General features: G+C 34.4%; 16 protein-coding genes and 2 other annotated features. Of the genes, 15 read left to right on the plus strand and 1 reads right to left on the minus strand.

The features are described 5' to 3' along the window. Window positions 1-41 precede the first annotated feature (41 nt). From ACLBWW_RS15705 to ACLBWW_RS15715, 3 genes are all read left to right on the plus strand, one after another. The gene (locus tag ACLBWW_RS15705) at window positions 42-713 is read left to right on the plus strand and encodes an O-methyltransferase (protein WP_048543202.1); all 672 of its coding nucleotides are present in this window, start codon (window positions 42-44) and stop codon (window positions 711-713) included. Window positions 714-844: 131 nt separating this feature from the next. Further along, the gene (locus ACLBWW_RS15710) at window positions 845-1,717 is read left to right on the plus strand and encodes an aminoglycoside 6-adenylyltransferase (RefSeq protein ID WP_048543201.1); all 873 of its coding nucleotides are present in this window, start codon (window positions 845-847) and stop codon (window positions 1,715-1,717) included. Window positions 1,718-1,834: 117 nt separating this feature from the next. Beyond that, window positions 1,835-2,662 (plus strand): peptidoglycan-N-acetylglucosamine deacetylase, encoded by an 828-nt coding sequence (locus ACLBWW_RS15715; protein ID WP_098221785.1) that lies wholly within the window; start codon window positions 1,835-1,837, stop codon window positions 2,660-2,662. An 88-nt stretch (window positions 2,663-2,750) separates the two neighbouring features. Here ACLBWW_RS15715 and ACLBWW_RS15720 read toward each other — a convergent pair whose 3' ends face one another. After that, window positions 2,751-3,359 (minus strand): NUDIX hydrolase, encoded by a 609-nt coding sequence (locus ACLBWW_RS15720; protein ID WP_048543199.1) that lies wholly within the window; start codon window positions 3,357-3,359, stop codon window positions 2,751-2,753. A gap of 81 nt (window positions 3,360-3,440) precedes the next feature. On the opposite strand from ACLBWW_RS15720, the gene ACLBWW_RS15725 reads away from it, so the two are divergent. The 12 genes from ACLBWW_RS15725 to ACLBWW_RS15780 all read left to right on the plus strand — a co-directional run bounded on the left by ACLBWW_RS15725 (window position 3,441) and on the right by ACLBWW_RS15780 (window position 17,475). Then, on the plus strand, window positions 3,441-4,079 hold the full coding sequence (locus tag ACLBWW_RS15725; RefSeq protein ID WP_048543198.1) for a pyridoxamine 5'-phosphate oxidase family protein: 639 nt from the start codon (window positions 3,441-3,443) through the stop codon (window positions 4,077-4,079). A 234-nt stretch (window positions 4,080-4,313) separates the two neighbouring features. Continuing rightward, window positions 4,314-4,545: a binding site (T-box leader), on the plus strand. 115 nt (window positions 4,546-4,660) lie between these two features. Then, window positions 4,661-4,894, plus strand: a binding site (T-box leader). 154 nt (window positions 4,895-5,048) lie between these two features. Beyond that, complete coding sequence (locus tag ACLBWW_RS15730; RefSeq protein WP_048543197.1) at window positions 5,049-6,344, plus strand: homoserine dehydrogenase; 1,296 nt, start codon at window positions 5,049-5,051, stop codon at window positions 6,342-6,344. After that, window positions 6,337-7,395, plus strand: a complete 1,059-nt coding sequence (gene thrC / locus ACLBWW_RS15735; protein WP_048543196.1) for a threonine synthase — start codon at window positions 6,337-6,339, stop codon at window positions 7,393-7,395. Before ACLBWW_RS15730 ends, thrC begins: the two co-directional genes overlap by 8 nt. Beyond that, window positions 7,392-8,285, plus strand: a complete 894-nt coding sequence (gene thrB / locus ACLBWW_RS15740) for a homoserine kinase (RefSeq protein WP_048543195.1) — start codon at window positions 7,392-7,394, stop codon at window positions 8,283-8,285. The genes thrC and thrB overlap by 4 nt, the downstream gene beginning before the upstream one ends. A 112-nt stretch (window positions 8,286-8,397) precedes the next feature. Next, on the plus strand, window positions 8,398-8,607 hold the full coding sequence (locus ACLBWW_RS15745; protein WP_048543194.1) for a DUF6366 family protein: 210 nt from the start codon (window positions 8,398-8,400) through the stop codon (window positions 8,605-8,607). Between the two features lie 213 nt (window positions 8,608-8,820). After that, window positions 8,821-11,124: a glycoside hydrolase gene (locus tag ACLBWW_RS15750; RefSeq protein WP_048543193.1), complete on the plus strand. Its 2,304-nt coding sequence runs from the start codon at window positions 8,821-8,823 to the stop codon at window positions 11,122-11,124. 283 nt (window positions 11,125-11,407) lie between these two features. After that, entirely contained in the window at window positions 11,408-12,409 is a 1,002-nt protein-coding gene (locus ACLBWW_RS15755; RefSeq protein ID WP_000093639.1) for an LCP family protein, read from the plus strand. 164 nt (window positions 12,410-12,573) lie between these two features. Beyond that, a complete protein-coding gene (locus ACLBWW_RS15760) occupies window positions 12,574-13,821 on the plus strand; it encodes a hypothetical protein (RefSeq protein ID WP_046955000.1) in 1,248 nt (415 codons plus the stop codon). A gap of 13 nt (window positions 13,822-13,834) precedes the next feature. Next, entirely contained in the window at window positions 13,835-14,524 is a 690-nt protein-coding gene (locus tag ACLBWW_RS15765) for a response regulator transcription factor (RefSeq protein WP_046954999.1), read from the plus strand. Then, the gene (locus ACLBWW_RS15770; RefSeq protein WP_048543192.1) at window positions 14,521-15,882 is read left to right on the plus strand and encodes a sensor histidine kinase; all 1,362 of its coding nucleotides are present in this window, start codon (window positions 14,521-14,523) and stop codon (window positions 15,880-15,882) included. Before ACLBWW_RS15765 ends, ACLBWW_RS15770 begins: the two co-directional genes overlap by 4 nt. Before the next feature lie 100 nt (window positions 15,883-15,982). Continuing rightward, a complete protein-coding gene (locus ACLBWW_RS15775) occupies window positions 15,983-16,804 on the plus strand; it encodes a peptidoglycan-N-acetylglucosamine deacetylase (RefSeq protein WP_048543191.1) in 822 nt (273 codons plus the stop codon). Between the two features lie 14 nt (window positions 16,805-16,818). Continuing rightward, on the plus strand, window positions 16,819-17,475 hold the full coding sequence (locus ACLBWW_RS15780) for a YkyA family protein (RefSeq protein WP_048543190.1): 657 nt from the start codon (window positions 16,819-16,821) through the stop codon (window positions 17,473-17,475). The last annotated feature ends 85 nt before the right edge of the window (window positions 17,476-17,560 follow it).

Below are 17,560 nucleotides of genomic sequence, written 5' to 3' on the forward strand. Positions count from 1 at the left end.
TATGTGAATAGTAGAAAAATATTGAAAGGGATGGTATTTACATGAGTACGATTGAGAAATGGACGGCTGTTGATCAATATGTGAGTGATGTATTAATACCGAAAGATTCTACATTAGAAGAAGTACTTCAAGCAAACGCTGCAGCTAATTTACCAGCACATGATGTATCGCCAACGCAAGGGAAGTTTTTGCAACTATTAGTACAAATACAAGGAGCTCGAAACATTTTGGAAATTGGTACTCTAGGCGGATATAGCACGATATGGCTTGCAAGGGGATTGCCATCTGGAGGCAGAGTTGTTACATTGGAGGCAAGTGAAAAGCATGCTGAAATTGCACGTAGCAATATTGAGCGTGCCAATTTGAATGATAAAATTGAAGTGCGAACAGGATTAGCTTTAGATTCTTTACAGCAAATCGCAAATGAGAAGTATGAACCATTTGATTTTATTTTTATAGACGCCGATAAACAAAATAATCCTACTTATTTTGAATGGGCACTGAAACTATCACGCCCTGGTACTATAATTATTGGTGATAACGTAGTACGTGAAGGAGAAGTTATTGACAATACGAGTAACGATCCTCGCGTACAAGGGATACGTCGCTTCTATGAATTAATAGCTGCAGAGCCACGTGTAAGTGCTACTGCGCTTCAAACTGTCGGAAGTAAAGGATACGATGGGTTTGTAATGGTAGTCGTAAAAGAATGACGAAAGGTGGTAAAAAGATGAAAAAGATGTTTCAAAAATTATAACATGTATCGTGTACAACACAGCTAGCTCGTGGACCTCCAACATACTTGGAAATATAAGTTTATATAAAAATTGGAGGTTAGGAATAGATGAGAACTGAAAAAGAAATGTTAGACTTAATTATTAGTACAGCAAAAGAGGATGGAAGAATTCGAGCTGTCATCATGAATGGGTCACGTGTAAATCCACATGTGAAAAAAGATTGTTTTCAAGACTATGATATTATGTATGTTGTAAATGATATACAATCTTTTACGTCTAATCATAATTGGATTCAGAGATTTGGAGAAATAATGATTGTACAAATGCCGGAAGAAATGTCATTAGTTCCAGCAGATGAAGACGGGAAATTTCCGTATTTAATGCAGTTTATGGATGGAAACCGAATTGATTTAACGTTAGTTCCCGTTGATTTGATACATACATTCGTTGGGCAAGATAGTTTAAGTAAACTGCTTCTTGATAAAGATAATTGTATTGACGAATTTCCACCAGCAAGCGATAGGGACTACTTAATAAAAAAACCTACAGAAAAAGAGTTTTTAGATTGCTGTAATGAATTTTGGTGGTGTAGTACGAATGTAGGGAAAGGACTATGGAGAGAAGAACTTTCTTATGCGAAAGGGATGCTTGATGGTCCAGTACGAGATATGTTCATCGTAATGCTAGAATGGCATATTGGTATGAAAACAGACTTTACAGGTAATGCAGGAAAGTTTGGGAAGCATTTCGAGCAATATATTGAAAAAGATATGTGGGAGCAATTTAAAAGAACTTTTTCTAATGCAGAATATGAAAACATATGGGAGTCATTCTTTATCATGGGTAATTTATTTAGGGAAGTAGCGAATGAAATTGCTAACACATATGGATATCAATACCCGCAAGGTGATGATGACAGAGTGACGAGCTATTTAAAACATGTAAAAGCTTTGCCGAAAGATAGTGCATCGATTTATTAATTGTATAAAGCAGTAAGACTGTCCAAATTATGGACAGTCTTATTTTTGTTCATGAATAATAATTTCTCTAACAAAGTGCAGATGAATCACATATGAAATTTTAGGGAGGTTTTTATCATGTATTATTTTTATTCGTCAGAAATGTTTGCCCCATATGAATGGGGACTAGAACGAGATGTTTCGTACGCCTATATGCCATATAACTCATTTTATTATGGAGACTATATAAGCTCATTGCCATACGCATATATCCCTCAAAACTATACAGTACAAATGAAAGCATATGAGCGTGGATCGTGGACACCATTTTCATGGGTCGAAAAATATGCGTACGCATTTTCAGGGCCGTACAATAAAGCGGAAGTAGCTCTTACATTTGATGATGGACCAGATTTAGAATTTACGCCGAAAATTTTAGATAAGTTAAAACAACATAATGTGAAGGCGACTTTCTTCTTGCTTGGTGAAAACGCAGAAAAGTATCCGAATGTAGTAAAACGTATTGCGAATGAAGGGCATGTAATTGGTAATCATACGTATAGCCATCCGAATTTAGCGAAAGTAACTGATGCTGAGTACCGTAATCAAATTATAAAAACAGAAGAAATATTAAATCGTTTAGCTGGTTATGCACCGAAGTTTATACGTCCACCGTACGGTGAAATACTTGAAAATCAATTGAAATGGGCGACAGAGCAAAACTTTATGATTGTACAGTGGAGTGTTGATACGGTTGATTGGAAAGGAGTAAGCGCTGATACGATTACAAATAATGTGTTAGGGAATTCATTTCCTGGCAGTGTCATCCTTCAGCATTCAACCCCAGGTGGGCATTTACAAGGATCTGTAGAGGCGCTAGATAAATTTATTCCGCAGTTAAAAACGAAAGGGGCACGCTTTGTAACGCTGCCAAGTATGTTTCAAACATTGAAAGAGAGAAAATGAAGTGGAGTTTAAATCAGTCGGGTATTGTCAATCATCCACTATTAAGAATAGGACTCCCAAGTATTTTAAAATGGGAGTCCTATTTTGTTTATAAACTATTATTTTTTAGTAATTCTTTTCCTTGTTCTACAACGAATTCATAGTATGCAAGATCATATGGATAAATATCTTCAAATTTTATCGTTATCGGCTTATTGTTTAAAACAGAAATAGCTGTAAAAGATGAAATCTCTCTTTTTAATAGTTGTAGAAAAGAAGTTGCATGTACTTTCATCACATCATCTACTTCTTCACCTGGTGCGAATGGAAGTGGATTGATGACATTGTGAAAATACATATGGCAAAACTCGCGATCCGTAAGATTTGAAATTTCATAATCTATTGTAAAGATTCCTTTGTATGCTAGATCAGTAGTTTGAAAGGAAAGCCCTAATTCTTCCTCAATTTCACGAAGGCCACCAATTTGTACATCTTCATCATGCATAATATGTCCAGCTGAAGTAATATCCCATATACATGGAGCTTCTTTTTTATTTTTAGAGCGCAATTGGAAATATAAGAACATATCTTCATCATCTTTTTCTACAAACCAACAATGAAATGTTTCGTGCCAATCACCGTCACGGTGCACTTCATCACGTAATTTCTTCCCAAGTGTATTTCTTTCAGAATCAAATATTGTTAACCACTCTGTCATTTTAATTCCCCTTTCTGCAAATTTTATTATACAATAATCGTATTGAATTTTGGGAAAATAAAGAAAAAGGGGTCGTTATTAGTGGGAATAGAAAGTAAGAAAATAAAATCGATTATTTCAACAGAGGAAGAATTACGGGGAATATTGGGGCAACCAAGTGAACGAGCTTTAAAAAAAGTTATTTCATCATTAGACCACCATTGCGTAGACTTTCTGTCTAAATCTCCTTTTTTAGTATTATCTACGGCAAATAAATTAGGAGAGTGTGACGCCTCGCCGAGAGGAGATGCACCTGGATTTGTATACGTACTCAATAATAAAAAAATTATCATTCCAGAAAGACCAGGAAATCGTCGTATAGACTCCATTTTGAATATTATTTCCAATCCACGTGTAGGATTAATCTTTTTCATTCCAGGTCTTGGGGAGACACTCAGAATAAATGGCCGAGCGTATATAACAAACGACGAAGAAATTTTGCAAAAAATGCAGGTAAATGGACGCAATCCGCTACTTGGAATTGTTGTTGAAATAGAGGAATGCTATATTCATTGCGCGAAAGCTTTTATTCGTTCAAAAATGTGGGATTCAGAGTCATGGCTAAATAAAAAAGAGTTACCTTCAGCAGCAAAAATGTTGCTGGAGCATGCAAAAGTGAATGCTTCAGAAGAAGATGTTGCACGTTCTTTAGAAGAAAGTTATACGAAAAGATTGTATTAAAAAAACTTTATTAATATATCTTTGTAAGGTGGATATTTACGCATTTTAGAATGGGATATTTATATATGAACTGTGGATTTACAAAATGAAGAAATAACAAAATAGGTAAATCGGGCGGCAATTGTAAAATGTTATTGTGAAATATAATAAAAAATGATTTTGAAAATAGTTAGTAAAAATAGGCTTGCTTTTTAAAAAGTTGATAACTATAATAAGTTAACAAATAGACATGAACGAAAAGTAACGATAAGGATATGAAATCATTTTTACGGTTTACAGAGAGGGAAGCCAAGGGTGTGAGCTTCCTAACACGAGAAATGATTTTACCACCTTTGAACTTCAATAGTGAACGAGTAATCTAGTAATTATTGACGGAATCAGCCGTTATCTGAACTTGAGCAATCTAGGGAGAAATACGTCTAGATTGGAACAAGGGTGGAACCACGAAAACACATTCGTCCCTTTCCTAGGGATGAATGTGTTTTTTTATGAATTTACAGATTGAAAATTTAAAATAATTAAAAAATGTTATTGATTTTGTTTTTTATGCGAGTATAATGAGTTAACAAATAAACATGAACGAAAAAGTAACGATAAGGACACGAAATCATTTTTACGGTTTACAGAGAGGGAAGTCAAGGGTGTGAGCTTCCTAACACGAGAAATGATTTTACCACCTTTGAACTTCAATAGTGAACGAGTAATCTAGTAATTATTGACGGAATCAGCCGTTATCTGAACTTGAGCAATCTAGGAGGAAGTGCGTTTCTAGATTGGAACAAGGGTGGAACCACGAAAACACATTCGTCCCTTTCCTAGGGATGGGTGTGTTTTTTTATTACTTTGAAAGGAGGTGCAGTAACATGAAACGATTTGTACGTACGGAAATAACCACCACCTGCATGATTAAAAAGCAGAGCAAGGTGATTGATAGAGATAAAAAATAAAATTGTAGGAGGAGATTAGAAAATGAATAACGTTATTCATGTTGGGGTGTTAGGATTAGGTACGGTCGGAAGTGGTGTTGTCCATATTTTGAAAGAACATTATAAAAAAATTGCACTTGATACAGGGTATGAAGTGAAGGTGAAGACAGTCGTTGTACGTGATTTAGAAAAAGAACGTGATGTTTGTATTGATGGAATCGTAGTAACAAGTCATGTCGATGAAGTTCTAAATGATTCAAATATTGATATTGTAGTAGAGGTAATGGGCGGAATTGAAGAAGCGAAGCAGCATATTGTTAAGGCTTTACGAAATAAGAAACATGTCGTAACAGCAAATAAAGATTTAATGGCTGTATACGGTGCAGAACTTCTTCAATTAGCGAACGAAAATGATTGTGATCTATGTTATGAAGCAAGTGTAGCGGGCGGTATTCCGGTGTTAAGGGGATTAACAGACGGATTAGCTTCAGATCAAATTGAAAAAATAATGGGAATTGTAAATGGAACAACAAATTACATGTTAACAAAGATGAGTCAAAAGGGATGGTCGTATGAAGAAGCTTTACAGGAAGCACAAAAATTAGGTTTCGCAGAATCGGATCCAACAGCGGATGTAGATGGGTTAGATGCGGCGAGAAAGGTAGCCATTCTTGCAAACTTAGGTTTTTCGATGAATGTTTCTTTAGATGATGTGCAAGTAAGAGGGATTCGAAAGGTCGAAAAAGAAGACTTACAAATGGCTGAAAAGTTAGGATTTACTATGAAATTAATTGGTAAAGCAGAGAAACAAGGGTCAGCCATTCATTTAAGTGTAGAACCGACACTTTTACCAAGCCATCATCCATTATCAAATGTAAATAATGAATTTAATGCAGTATATGTTCACGGTCAAGCGGTAGGAGAAGTAATGTTTTACGGGCCTGGAGCTGGGAAGTTACCAACTGGTTCTGCTGTAGTAAGTGATATTATTTCAATCGTTAAAAATATGAATCAAGTCCCGAAAAATAAAAGTGCGTTAAAAGAACCAGAGCCATACGAGTTACAAGGAGATGAAGAAGTCATTTCGAAATATTTCTTACGTATTTCATTACGAGATGAACCTGGGATGTTACAGAAAATAACAGAATGTTTCGTTAATTATTCTGTAAGTTTAAAAGAAGTTATTCAGTTACCTTTAAATCGTGAACTTGCAGAAGTTGTTGTTGTAACACATCAAACTTCAAAGTATCAATTTGAACGAGTTTTAGGAGCGATAGAAGATGTCGCAAGTGAAATAAACAGTTACTACATTATTGAGGAGGAAAAACAATATGTATAAAGGATTATTAAAACAGTATGCTTCTTATTTACCGGTCAATGAAAATACACCTGATGTTAGCTTAATGGAAGGGAATACACCACTTATTCCGTTATTAAATATATCAAAACAATTAGGAATTCAATTATATGGTAAGTATGAAGGAGCGAATCCGACAGGTTCATTTAAAGATCGTGGTATGGTAATGGCTGTTGCGAAGGCGAAAGAAGAAGGTTCGGAGGCAATTATTTGTGCATCAACAGGTAATACTTCGGCATCGGCCGCAGCATACGCGGCACGCCTTGGAATGAAATGTATAATCGTAATCCCGGAAGGAAAGATTGCACATGGAAAATTAGCGCAAGCAGTCGCTTACGGAGCTGAAATCATTTCAATAGAAGGAAATTTTGATGATGCACTTAAGGCTGTAAGAAATATTGCTGCGGAAGAGCCGATTACATTAGTAAACTCAGTGAATCCTTATCGAATTGAAGGGCAAAAGACAGCAGCATTTGAAATTTGTGACCAGTTGCAAAGTGCACCAGATGTTTTAGCGATTCCTGTTGGGAATGCTGGGAATATTACAGCGTACTGGAAAGGTTTCTGTGAATATGAGAAAGAAAAAGGCTATAAGAAGCCAAGAATTCACGGATTTGAAGCGGAGGGAGCAGCTGCTATTGTAAAAGGACATGTCATTGAAGAACCTGAAACAATTGCAACAGCGATTCGTATCGGTAACCCCGCAAGTTGGTCATATGCAGTAGAGGCTGCAGAACAGTCTCGCGGTGAAATAGATATGGTATCAGATGAAGAAATTTTACATGCGTATAGATTGTTAGCAAAAACGGAAGGGGTTTTCGCTGAGCCGGGATCAAATGCTTCATTAGCAGGTGTAATTAAACATGTTCAATCTGGAAAAATCAAAAAAGGAGAGACAGTTGTTGCAGTTTTAACTGGAAACGGCTTGAAAGATCCTGATATCGCAATTTCTTCTAATACATTAGACATTGCAAGTGTTTCAAATAATATAGAACAAATTAAAGAGCATATTAAAGGGGTGATTATGTCGTGATACCAGTAAGTATTCGTGTTCCTGCTAGTACAGCGAATGTTGGACCAGGATTTGATTCAGTAGGAATAGCTTTGTCATTATATTTAGATGTGGTGGTAAAGGAAAAAGCTGATAGATGGCAAGTAATCCATTCCTTTGAAGAATTAATTCCGACAGATGATAAAAATTTAATCGTTAGCACGGCATGTAAAGTATGTCCGTCTTTAGCACCTCACTTAATAGAAGTTACTAGTAATATCCCGCTTACAAGAGGACTAGGAAGTAGTGCATCAGCAATTGTAGCAGGGATAGAGCTTGCGAATCAACTTGGCAATTTAAACTTAACGACTGATCAAAAAGTTCAAATTGCAACAAATTTTGAAGGGCATCCAGATAATGTTGCGGCTTCTATATTAGGAGGAACTGTAATCGGAGCACTTGATGGAAAGAATGTTTCGGTTGTAAGAATTGAAAGTAAGGAATTAGGTGTAATTTCTCTTATTCCAAATGAAGAGTTAAATACAGAGGAAAGCCGATCTGTATTACCAGATGTGTTTCCGTTTCATGAAGCAGTTAAGGCTAGTGCAATCAGCAACGTATTAGTAGCTGCGTTTTGCCAAAAGAAGTGGGAAGTTGTAGGTGAAATGATGGAAAGAGATCATTTTCACGAGCCGTATCGTTTAGAACTCGTACCGCTATTACCCTCAATTCGTAAATGTGCAAAAGAGTTTGGAGCATACGGCACAGCGCTTAGTGGTGCAGGCCCATCCATTTTTATATTAACGCCATATGATAAGCGTCAAGAAATTGCTGAGCAATTAGCGAGAGTATTTACGTCTATGAAAGTGTGCGAGCTAGAAATTGATCATAGAGGAATTACTGTAAATAAAGAAGAACATATAGGGCTATAAAAAAGCTAGCATTGCTAGCTTTTTTTGTTGTAAATATCTTTTCAGTTTTCATATAAAAGAAAAGTAATAATTTATAATTTAGTAAAGCGTGTATTCATTTGGAGGTGATCGTATGAAGAAAGAGTCACCAGAAGAAAAAAGAGAACGTATAAGGCAAAGTGAATTGAAAAATAATCCTACCGGTTCTTTAAAGGATGGATTAAACAGAGCTGAATGCGGTAGTCCAGTTGATATGACGGGTGGTATGAATTGGAAAGGTACAGCGCTAGTAATTTTAGTGCTAGTTTTAGGCTATATTATATACACTTATTTTTTTAGTTAAGAAATGCACATTAAAGTTATGAATTATTTGCTTTTATATTTAGTGGGGATGAAAAAACACGGTTATTGTACTACATATACTTTAAGCAGATTATAGTTGTTCATACACACTTATTTATAATACACAAAATAGAGCTAGCCTTATGCTAGTTCTATTTTTTTGCCACATTCCTGTAACAAAGCCCCTGTATATTCAGTGGTGGAGGTGCAGAAGATGAAAAAAATGATAGCAATATGTCTTCTTACAACGATGTCATTTTCGACTTTAGTCGGGTGTGATGTAAAAGGTAACAAGGCTGTACAAGATTCTAAAGTAAAGAAAGCGACGTATAAAGAGTTTACTTACGATGTAAATCCAGAGACTTTCATGTTAACTGTAGAACATGATGGTGTAAAGGAACAGGCGTCACAGCCGTTACCGAAAATGAAGGTGTCGAATGTAAAAAAAGACAAGGATCGAACATCTTGGGAATATCCAGATCAAAAAGTAAAAGTGAATCTAGAAAAGAAAAAAGATCACTTAAATATTGAAGTGGAATCGACTGGTGCAGAAAGCTTTACGTGGCCGAAAGTACAAGCTGAAAATTATACACTTCCGTTATGGGAAGGTAAGCAAATTCCGAGTAATGATGAAAATTGGAAGAAGTTTTTAAAGGATGATGCATATTCATTTGCTGAATCATTTTCTATGAAGTTTTTTGCGTTAAATGGTTCGAAATATTCAATTGTATTTATTGCGAACAATATGTTTAATAATGAATTGAAATTTCATTCGGATCCGAAAATAGGATTTGATTTTATACATGAATTCCCGAGTATAAATAAAAATAAAGCATATGGATTTCAATTATATGTGACAAATAATGATGCAGTCAGTATTGCTAAACTGTATAAGGATAATATTGCTCAAAAAGGTGAATTTAAAACATTACAAGAAAAGGCTAGAAAAAATAAAGAGATTGAAAAACTTTATGGTGCTGCTCATTTTTATTTTTGGAATCAAAATGGTTTGTCTGACAGTAACGTAAATTGGCCTAAAATAAGAGAGCAAATAAATAGTCCTGTATTTAGTCATATAAAAGGGCTTATTCAAAAGAATAGTTCGGAGCCTGGAGAACTGAGTGTGTTTGAGCAAGTAAGTAAACAAGATTTCATTGATAAGTACCAAAAAAATGTTATTTTGCGTTATGTAAATGAAGTATTATCAATGAAGGAATTGTATAAAGATGATATTTTTCAAAAGGTTGATCAGAACGCTAGTGAGTTATTAAACAAAGGGGTAGATCACTTATCGAAGATGGAGTTATATAACTTAAATAAGCATGTATTAAAGTCGGCGCTCGGTGATGCGATTGAAGAAGTAAGTAAATGGGGTAACGCAGATGGAACGGATATTATAAAGGAAATGAAAGAATCAGGAATAGACAAAGCGTGGATTGGGTTACCGAACTGGGAACAAGGGTATATGCAGCCTGATTTCGTGACAGAAGCTAAAAAAATGGGATATTTAGTTGGTCCGTATGATTCTTATCATTCTATTCACGAAAAAGCTGATAAAAATTGGAATACAGCTTCTTTTCAGGATCCATCGTTATATGAAGAGGCAACTGTGACGAAGAAAAATGGAGAAAAAGTGCAAGGATTTTTAGGTAGAGGGCGAAAGTTAAATCCAACTTTATCTCTTCCTAGTGTAAAAGAGCGAATGAACGATATTTTACAAAATGGACCTAAATATAATTCATGGTTTATTGATTGTGATGCAACAGGTGAAATTTATGATGACTATTCAGCCAAACATATAACGACACAAGAACAAGATTTAAAAGCAAGATTGCAACGAATGGATTATATTGCGCAAGAAAAAGGTATGGTAGTTGGCTCAGAAGGCGGAAATGACTTTGCAAGTAGCACGATTGCATTTGCTCACGGTATTGAAACACCGGTTATTAAATGGGACGATGAAGATATGAGGAAAAATAAAACAAGTCCGTATTATGTGGGCGGATATTGGTCACCGAATCAAAATGTTCCAGAAAAATATACAAAACAAGTACCGTTAAAAGAAGAATATAAACAAGTGTATTTAAACCCTGTATATTCAGTACCATTATATAAATTAGTATACAATGATTCTGTAATTACAACGCACCACTGGGAATGGGGAAGTTTGAAAGTAAAAGATGAGGTAGGGAACCGTATGCTATACGAATTATTGTATAATGTTCCTCCGTTGTACCATTTAGATGAAGTAGAGTGGAATAAGCATAAACAAGAAATTACACAGCACCTGAAAGTTTGGAATGACGTTCATGAAAAGGCAGTAAAAGAAGAAATGACGAACTTTGTATATTTGTCAGAAGATAAATTAGTTCAATCTGCTTTTTATGGAAAAGATATTAAAATTATTGTGAATTTCTCGAATGAAGATATAGAAATAGAAAAGACGAAACTAAAAGCAAAATCCGCTTTCATTAATAATCATGGGAAGAAAACAATGTATACACCGCTTGAGAGATAATATGAAATGTATTGTTGCATTACTAATTTTTCAGGTGAAAATTGAAGGATTCGAAACGAATAAATTTATAAATCTATAATTTCGAATGTTGCGAAGTGCTAAATATTTGAAGTTGGAAAATAGTGACTTGCCAAAAATAAGCACGAGAGTATAATGTGAAATGGAATACATATTGGATTCATCATGTAACCTTACAAAAATGTAAGGTGTTTGAAAGGAAATTCAATATGAAGAATACTAGACATACATTATACTAGTGAAAGAGAAAGAGAGGCGAATGAAGATGAGCTCTGAATTAGAACAAAATACGAGAAGCAATAAAAAACGTTCTAAAAGAAGGTCAATAAAATGGTTCATTTTAATTCCATTTTTCCTACTTATTTTTGGAGGAGTAGGATATGGATCATTAATATATAATAAAGCAAAAGCTGTTGTAAGTGATGCGTATGCACAAATTGATAAATCATCAAAACGTGATAAAGAAGTTGAGCCTTTAAAGGATAACATCTCTATTTTAATTATGGGTGTAGATGGTAGTGAAATGCGAAAAAGTCAATATGGTGAAGCTGTTCGCACAGATGCACTTTTATTAGCAACAATTAATAAAGATGATAAATCAGTTAAATTAGTAAGTATTCCGCGTGATTCACGTGTATATATTCCATCTAGAAAGAAATTAGATAAAATTACACACGCACACGTATTTGGTGGTGTTGAAAGTACACGAGATACGGTGGAAAGATTTTTAAATGTTCCTGTTGATTATTATGTGAAGTTTAACTTTGAATCATTCGTACAAATTGTCGATTCACTTGGTGGTATTGATATTGATGTACCTGTTACTTTCACAGAGCAAGATAGTAAAGACCAAGCGGGTATGATTCATTTAGAAAAAGGCTTCCAACATTTAAATGGAGAACAAGCACTTGCACTTGCAAGAACGCGTAAAATTGATAGTGACGCAATGCGTGGACAAAGACAACAACTTGTAATAGAAGCAATTGCAAAAAAAGCGATGTCTGTGCAATCAATTAGCAAAATGGGCTCTTTACTTGATGCGGTTGATAAAAATATGAAAACGAACTTAACTTTCGATGATATGCTTGCAATTACAAAAAATATGGCAGGATCTAATTTAGAAATGGAAAAAATGCAAATAGAAGGTACGGATAAACGTATCGGAGGTATTTATTATTACATTCCAAACGAAAAAAATGTAAAAGATATTTCGAAAAAATTAAATGAGCATTTAGGTGTAACACCAAAACCAGTTCGAAATGAATAATAAAAAAAGATTGGCCTTTGCCAATCTTTTTTTATCGAGATGGATTTGTAACTTTTCTGTAACGATTTTTTATTTTAGAAAACTTATACTCATATGTATGAGAATATTGGAGAAGCAAAAAGTAAAGAAAAATAATGAAAATCTGTAATAAGGAAAGATATCATATGCAGAAATGGATAGGCATTATGGGAATCATTTTTATGTTGACTGGATGTAAAATGTCTGAAGCTCCAACAAGTTTAATGGGTGCTCCTGCCAATGAGAAATGGATTAATGAACTAAAAGAGCAAATAGATAAAGATTTGCCTGTAAATTATCGATTGCTTACTCCAATGTCTAATAAAGATAAACAGATGATTTGGTCAATGGATTTTAAACAAGATAATAAGAAAGAAGCCATCTTATTTTATAAATTGCCGAATGAAGATCATAGCGTATACTTAGCTGTATATGAAGAAGTCGGAAATGGATGGAAAGTAAAGTCCACGCACAGATTTGATGGTGGAGATGTAGATATCGTTGAAGTCGGTGATTTTACAGGGAACGGGAAGCGAGAGTTATTAATCGGAATTTCTGTAAGTCGTGAATCGTTAGAACATGTTATGTATGTTTTTTCGGAAGAAAATGAAGATATGAAGGAAATATATAATCGAAGTTATACGAAGTTATTCATAGAGGATTTAAATAAAAATGGACTGAAAGATATAAGTCTTGTTACGTATGAAAAAGATGAGAAATTGACAGTTGAGTTCATGGAACAATTTAAGACTTTATCTGAAGCGTCATTCGATCCATTTATAAATAGCATTCAAAGAATACAAATGGGCCGCATTTCTGAATCACTAAAGGCGGTTGTAATTGACGCAGGTGTTGGTGCTCATTCAGGGATAACATATGTAGCAAAATTTGATAAGGGCCATTATGAGCCACTACCTATAGATGGGAAAGAAGATTTATTCAATGATTATGTAGTCGAAAGCAAAGATATAAATGAAGACGGCATTATTGAATTTGTTCGTACAGTGCGTCCAAAAGGTTGGGAAGAAGTATCATACGGAGAGAGTACGATGTTTGAACGTTATATTCAGTGGAGTGAAGATGAAATTAAACCGATAGAAGAAAGATATATAAATATAGAGAAAGGTTATTTTGTCAAAATCCCGCAAGCGTTAATTGGAAAAATAACTGTTCCAGTTCAGCAAGAAGCATCAGATATTCAAAAATTTATAGATACTACGACAAATGAACTATGGCTTGAAGTTCATATATTTAAACGGAAAGAATGGTTCAAAATAAAAGGATACGAGGCAGCAGTCAAAACGGCTTCTCACGTATATGCCGTACCGAAACAACCACATTTTGAAAAAGTGAAAGCATATGTAAAACCGCTAGCCGATTATCAACAAGAGTAGGGAGGTGGAAATTATGCCAACAATTTTAGTTTTAGAAGATGAAATGCCTATTCGTAGTTTTATCGTCTTGAATTTGAAACGTGCTGGATTTTATGTGTTAGAAGCTAGTACGGGAGAAGAGGCGTTACAGATTTTATGTGAACATACTGTTGATGTAGCATTACTTGATGTAATGTTACCAGGAATTGATGGTTTTCAAGTTTGTAAATCCATCCGGGAAGAAAATAAAAAAATAGGTATTATTATGTTAACCGCACGCGTACAAAATGAAGATAAAGTACAAGGACTAGGAATTGGTGCAGATGATTATATCGCAAAGCCGTTTAGTCCAGTGGAATTAACTGCACGTATACAATCGTTACTAAGGAGAATAGAAGTACATCATGAAAAAGCGAACATCATCATATCTGGTCCATTTTCGTTAAATGTAATAGAGGAAAGACTATATAAAGGTGGACAATTAGTCGATTTAACCCCTACAGAGTATATGATATTACAGTATTTGATGAATCAGGCTTCAAAGCCGGTTTCACGTGATGAAATTTTAAATATGATTTGGGGAACGAATTATGTAGGTGAGACGAAAGTAGTAGATGTAAATATGAGGCGGTTACGCCAAAAAATAGAATGTAATCCATCAGAACCTGAATTTATTCTTACTGTGTGGGGAAAAGGATATGTGTGGAAGGAAAGTATAAGATGAAAAGAAAAGTGACTTTATATTTTATGACGGTCATTATACTTATGCTTGTATTATTTGAAGTCGTATTTTCAGTCTCAATTTATCGATATTATTATAATGGTATTGTGCAATATATAGAATCTCATGCGAAGACAAGTACGCGATTTTTCTCTGAATACAATTCACTATACTTTATTCGATTGCAAGAATACAGCGGGGATATAATTGAGAGCTTTCAGTTAGAAGGAACCGAATTACAATTAATTGATCGGCATGGTACGATTATACAATCGTCAAGTGGACAAAAGGTAGAAGGTAAAGTAGTTATTCCATATTCGTTACTAGAAGGAGAAATGTATCATCAAGTGACTGCTACGAAAGACAATATGAAACAATTGGAAGTGATTAGTCCACTTATTCATCAAGGACAAACGATCGGTGCTTTGAAATATACAACTGTTTTAACGAATGTAAATGCAAAGATTATTGAAATTATTATGTTTACTATTTCAGTTGGAATTGTCATTTCTGGTATCGTATTCTTAATCAGTAGACGATTAGCGAATTCGTTTGTTAAACCTATCGAATCTATTATTCATGCTTCTTCACAAATTGCAGAAGGTACATTAAAGAAGAAAATTAAAGAGGATTATCCAGGTGAATTAGGTGAGTTGGCACATAGTTTAAATCATATGTCTAATAAAATAGAAAAAGCGGAACAGATGAAAAATGAATTCATTGCTTCTATTTCTCATGAAATACGAACGCCTTTAACTGGAATTAAAGGTTGGAGTGAGACGTTAAAAACGGTAGATCATTTAACAGAAGAAGAGATAAAGCAAGGTATGGGAATTATATCAGGTGAGACAGACCGATTGATTCATTTAGTAGAAGAATTGCTAGATTTTTCAAGATTACAATCAAATCATTTCAATTTATATAAACAAAAGGTGCAAATATACGATATACTAGAGGAGACGATTTGGCAATTAACTCCTAACGCTGAAGAGAAAGAAATTCAATTTATTAATACGATAGAAGGAATTGAATTGAGGGGAGATCGAAATAGGCTAAAGCAAATTTTCTTGAATATTGTTCAAAATGCTATTAAATATTCACATGATAAAGGTACAATACACATTGAAGCGACTAACAATGAAGGACAAGCAGTGATCAAGGTGAAAGACGAAGGGATTGGAATTGCTAAAGAGCATTTACCATATATAGAACAGTCATTTTACCAGATTAATAACCATGCTACAGGTGCTGGTCTCGGTTTAGCTATCGTTAAAAAAATGGTGGAGCTTCATGGAGGTACACTTAGTATTATAAGTAAAGAAGGAATAGGAACAACCATTTTAATAAAACTCCCATTATAATACATGTAAAGTCTGTTTATATAGTGTAATAAAATAAATAGATGTATAATTATATTGGGTGATTTATATATAAGATTAATAGGGAGAGGAATTCGATAGAATGGAAAAAGCTTTTAAAATTAAACGAGTAGTAGTCGTTTTAATAGCGATTGCAGCAGTAGCTATTGGGTATTTCATGTTTCAATCCATTACTTCACCAGCAAAGGCTGTCGCAAAACAAGAAAATGTAGTACAGCTTGCAAGTGAACAACCGAAAGTAGAAATGAATAAAACGGCACCAAGTCGTTTTAATGGAAAAGAAAGAAAAGTTGCTTATCTTACATTTGATGATGGCCCAGGGAAATATACGGCTGAATTGTTAAATATGTTAAAACAGCATGATGCGAAGGCGACGTTCTTTTTAATTGGAGCGAATGTAAAAGAATTTCCGGATTTAGTGAAACGTGAAAATGCAGAGGGTCATTATGTAGGTATGCATAGTATGACACATAATTTTGCGAAGTTATATAAAAATGGCGAGTATGTAAATGAAATGAAAGAAGATCAAAGCTTAATCGCAAATATTATTGGAAAATCACCTAAATTAACACGTCCACCATACGGTTCGATGCCTGGATTAAATGAAGGTCTTCGAAATAAAGTGGTAGAGGGCGGTTTTAAAGTATGGGATTGGACAATTGATTCATTAGATTGGAAATATAACAAAATACAAGTTGATGCAGCGGCAGCACAAATTGCTCAAAACGTAATAACAAATGCAACAAAACCACAGGAAGTTATTTTAATGCATGACATTCACCCACAATCAGTTGCTGCTGTGCCAGCAATTTTAAAAGGGTTAAAAGAAAAGGGTTATGAGTTTGAAGCTTATCATGAAGAGAGTCACTTCCCAGTGAATTTCTGGCATGATAACCGTATGTAATGGAGGAATGAACGTTGAAGTATGGAAAAGTAGCAGTAGTTGGAGCACTATCAGTAGGACTATTAACAGGTTGTTTCGGTGAAAAACCAGAAGAAAATCTATATACAGCTTTTGAAACAGCAGCGACACAAGAAAAATTATTAGTTGATGAAGCGAAGAAGTTAGAGAAATTAGAGAATGAAGGTCAAGAACTATATTCTCAAATTTTACAAGAAGGTAAAGATCATAATGACGCTGTTATGAAGAAGATAGAGCAAGCTACTGCAAATGTAGATGACCGTGAAAAAGTATTAAAAACTGAGAAAGAAATGTTAGAAAAAGCTCAGAAAGAAACAAAATCTGTTCAAGGAAATATAGAGAAGCTTGAAGATAAGAAGTTACAAAAACAAGTGAAAGCAGTAGAAGAGTCGTATAAAAACCGTTATGATGCATTCCAAAAGATGAATGAAAATTATACGAAGGCGTTAGCGACTGAAAAAGAACTGTATGAAAAATTAAAAGTAAAAGAAACGAAATTAAAAGAGATTGGTGAAAAAGTTAAGGCTGTTAATGAATTAACTGTGGAAGCACAAAAATCAAAAGAGCAATTTAACAATTTTACAAAAGAGTATAATGACAGTAAATTAGCATTCTATAAAGATGCAGAAATTAAGATTAAAGATCAGAAATAAAGAAGAATCTTAAGCATAATAAAAAGCCGGAGAAACATCGTTACAAATGTTTTTTCGGCTTTTTACGTTAAATGAATAGAAAAGA

Source organism: Bacillus sp. M5A3_1b, assembly GCF_053345335.1.

Bases quoted from the DNA above. Each gene is read 5' to 3' on its own strand.
- thrC (WP_048543196.1), top strand. From the start codon at position 6,337: ATGTATAAAGGATTATTAAAACAGTATGCTTCTTATTTACCGGTCAAT.
- ACLBWW_RS15770 (WP_048543192.1), top strand. From the start codon at position 14,521: ATGAAAAGAAAAGTGACTTTATATTTTATGACGGTCATTATACTTATG.
- ACLBWW_RS15720 (WP_048543199.1), bottom strand. From the start codon at position 3,359: ATGACAGAGTGGTTAACAATATTTGATTCTGAAAGAAATACACTTGGG.
- ACLBWW_RS15765 (WP_046954999.1), top strand. From the start codon at position 13,835: ATGCCAACAATTTTAGTTTTAGAAGATGAAATGCCTATTCGTAGTTTT.
- ACLBWW_RS15705 (WP_048543202.1), top strand. From the start codon at position 42: ATGAGTACGATTGAGAAATGGACGGCTGTTGATCAATATGTGAGTGAT.
- ACLBWW_RS15775 (WP_048543191.1), top strand. From the start codon at position 15,983: ATGGAAAAAGCTTTTAAAATTAAACGAGTAGTAGTCGTTTTAATAGCG.
- ACLBWW_RS15745 (WP_048543194.1), top strand. From the start codon at position 8,398: ATGAAGAAAGAGTCACCAGAAGAAAAAAGAGAACGTATAAGGCAAAGT.
- ACLBWW_RS15750 (WP_048543193.1), top strand. From the start codon at position 8,821: ATGAAAAAAATGATAGCAATATGTCTTCTTACAACGATGTCATTTTCG.
- ACLBWW_RS15760 (WP_046955000.1), top strand. From the start codon at position 12,574: ATGCAGAAATGGATAGGCATTATGGGAATCATTTTTATGTTGACTGGA.
- ACLBWW_RS15755 (WP_000093639.1), top strand. From the start codon at position 11,408: ATGAGCTCTGAATTAGAACAAAATACGAGAAGCAATAAAAAACGTTCT.
- ACLBWW_RS15730 (WP_048543197.1), top strand. From the start codon at position 5,049: ATGAATAACGTTATTCATGTTGGGGTGTTAGGATTAGGTACGGTCGGA.
- ACLBWW_RS15715 (WP_098221785.1), top strand. From the start codon at position 1,835: ATGTATTATTTTTATTCGTCAGAAATGTTTGCCCCATATGAATGGGGA.
- ACLBWW_RS15710 (WP_048543201.1), top strand. From the start codon at position 845: ATGAGAACTGAAAAAGAAATGTTAGACTTAATTATTAGTACAGCAAAA.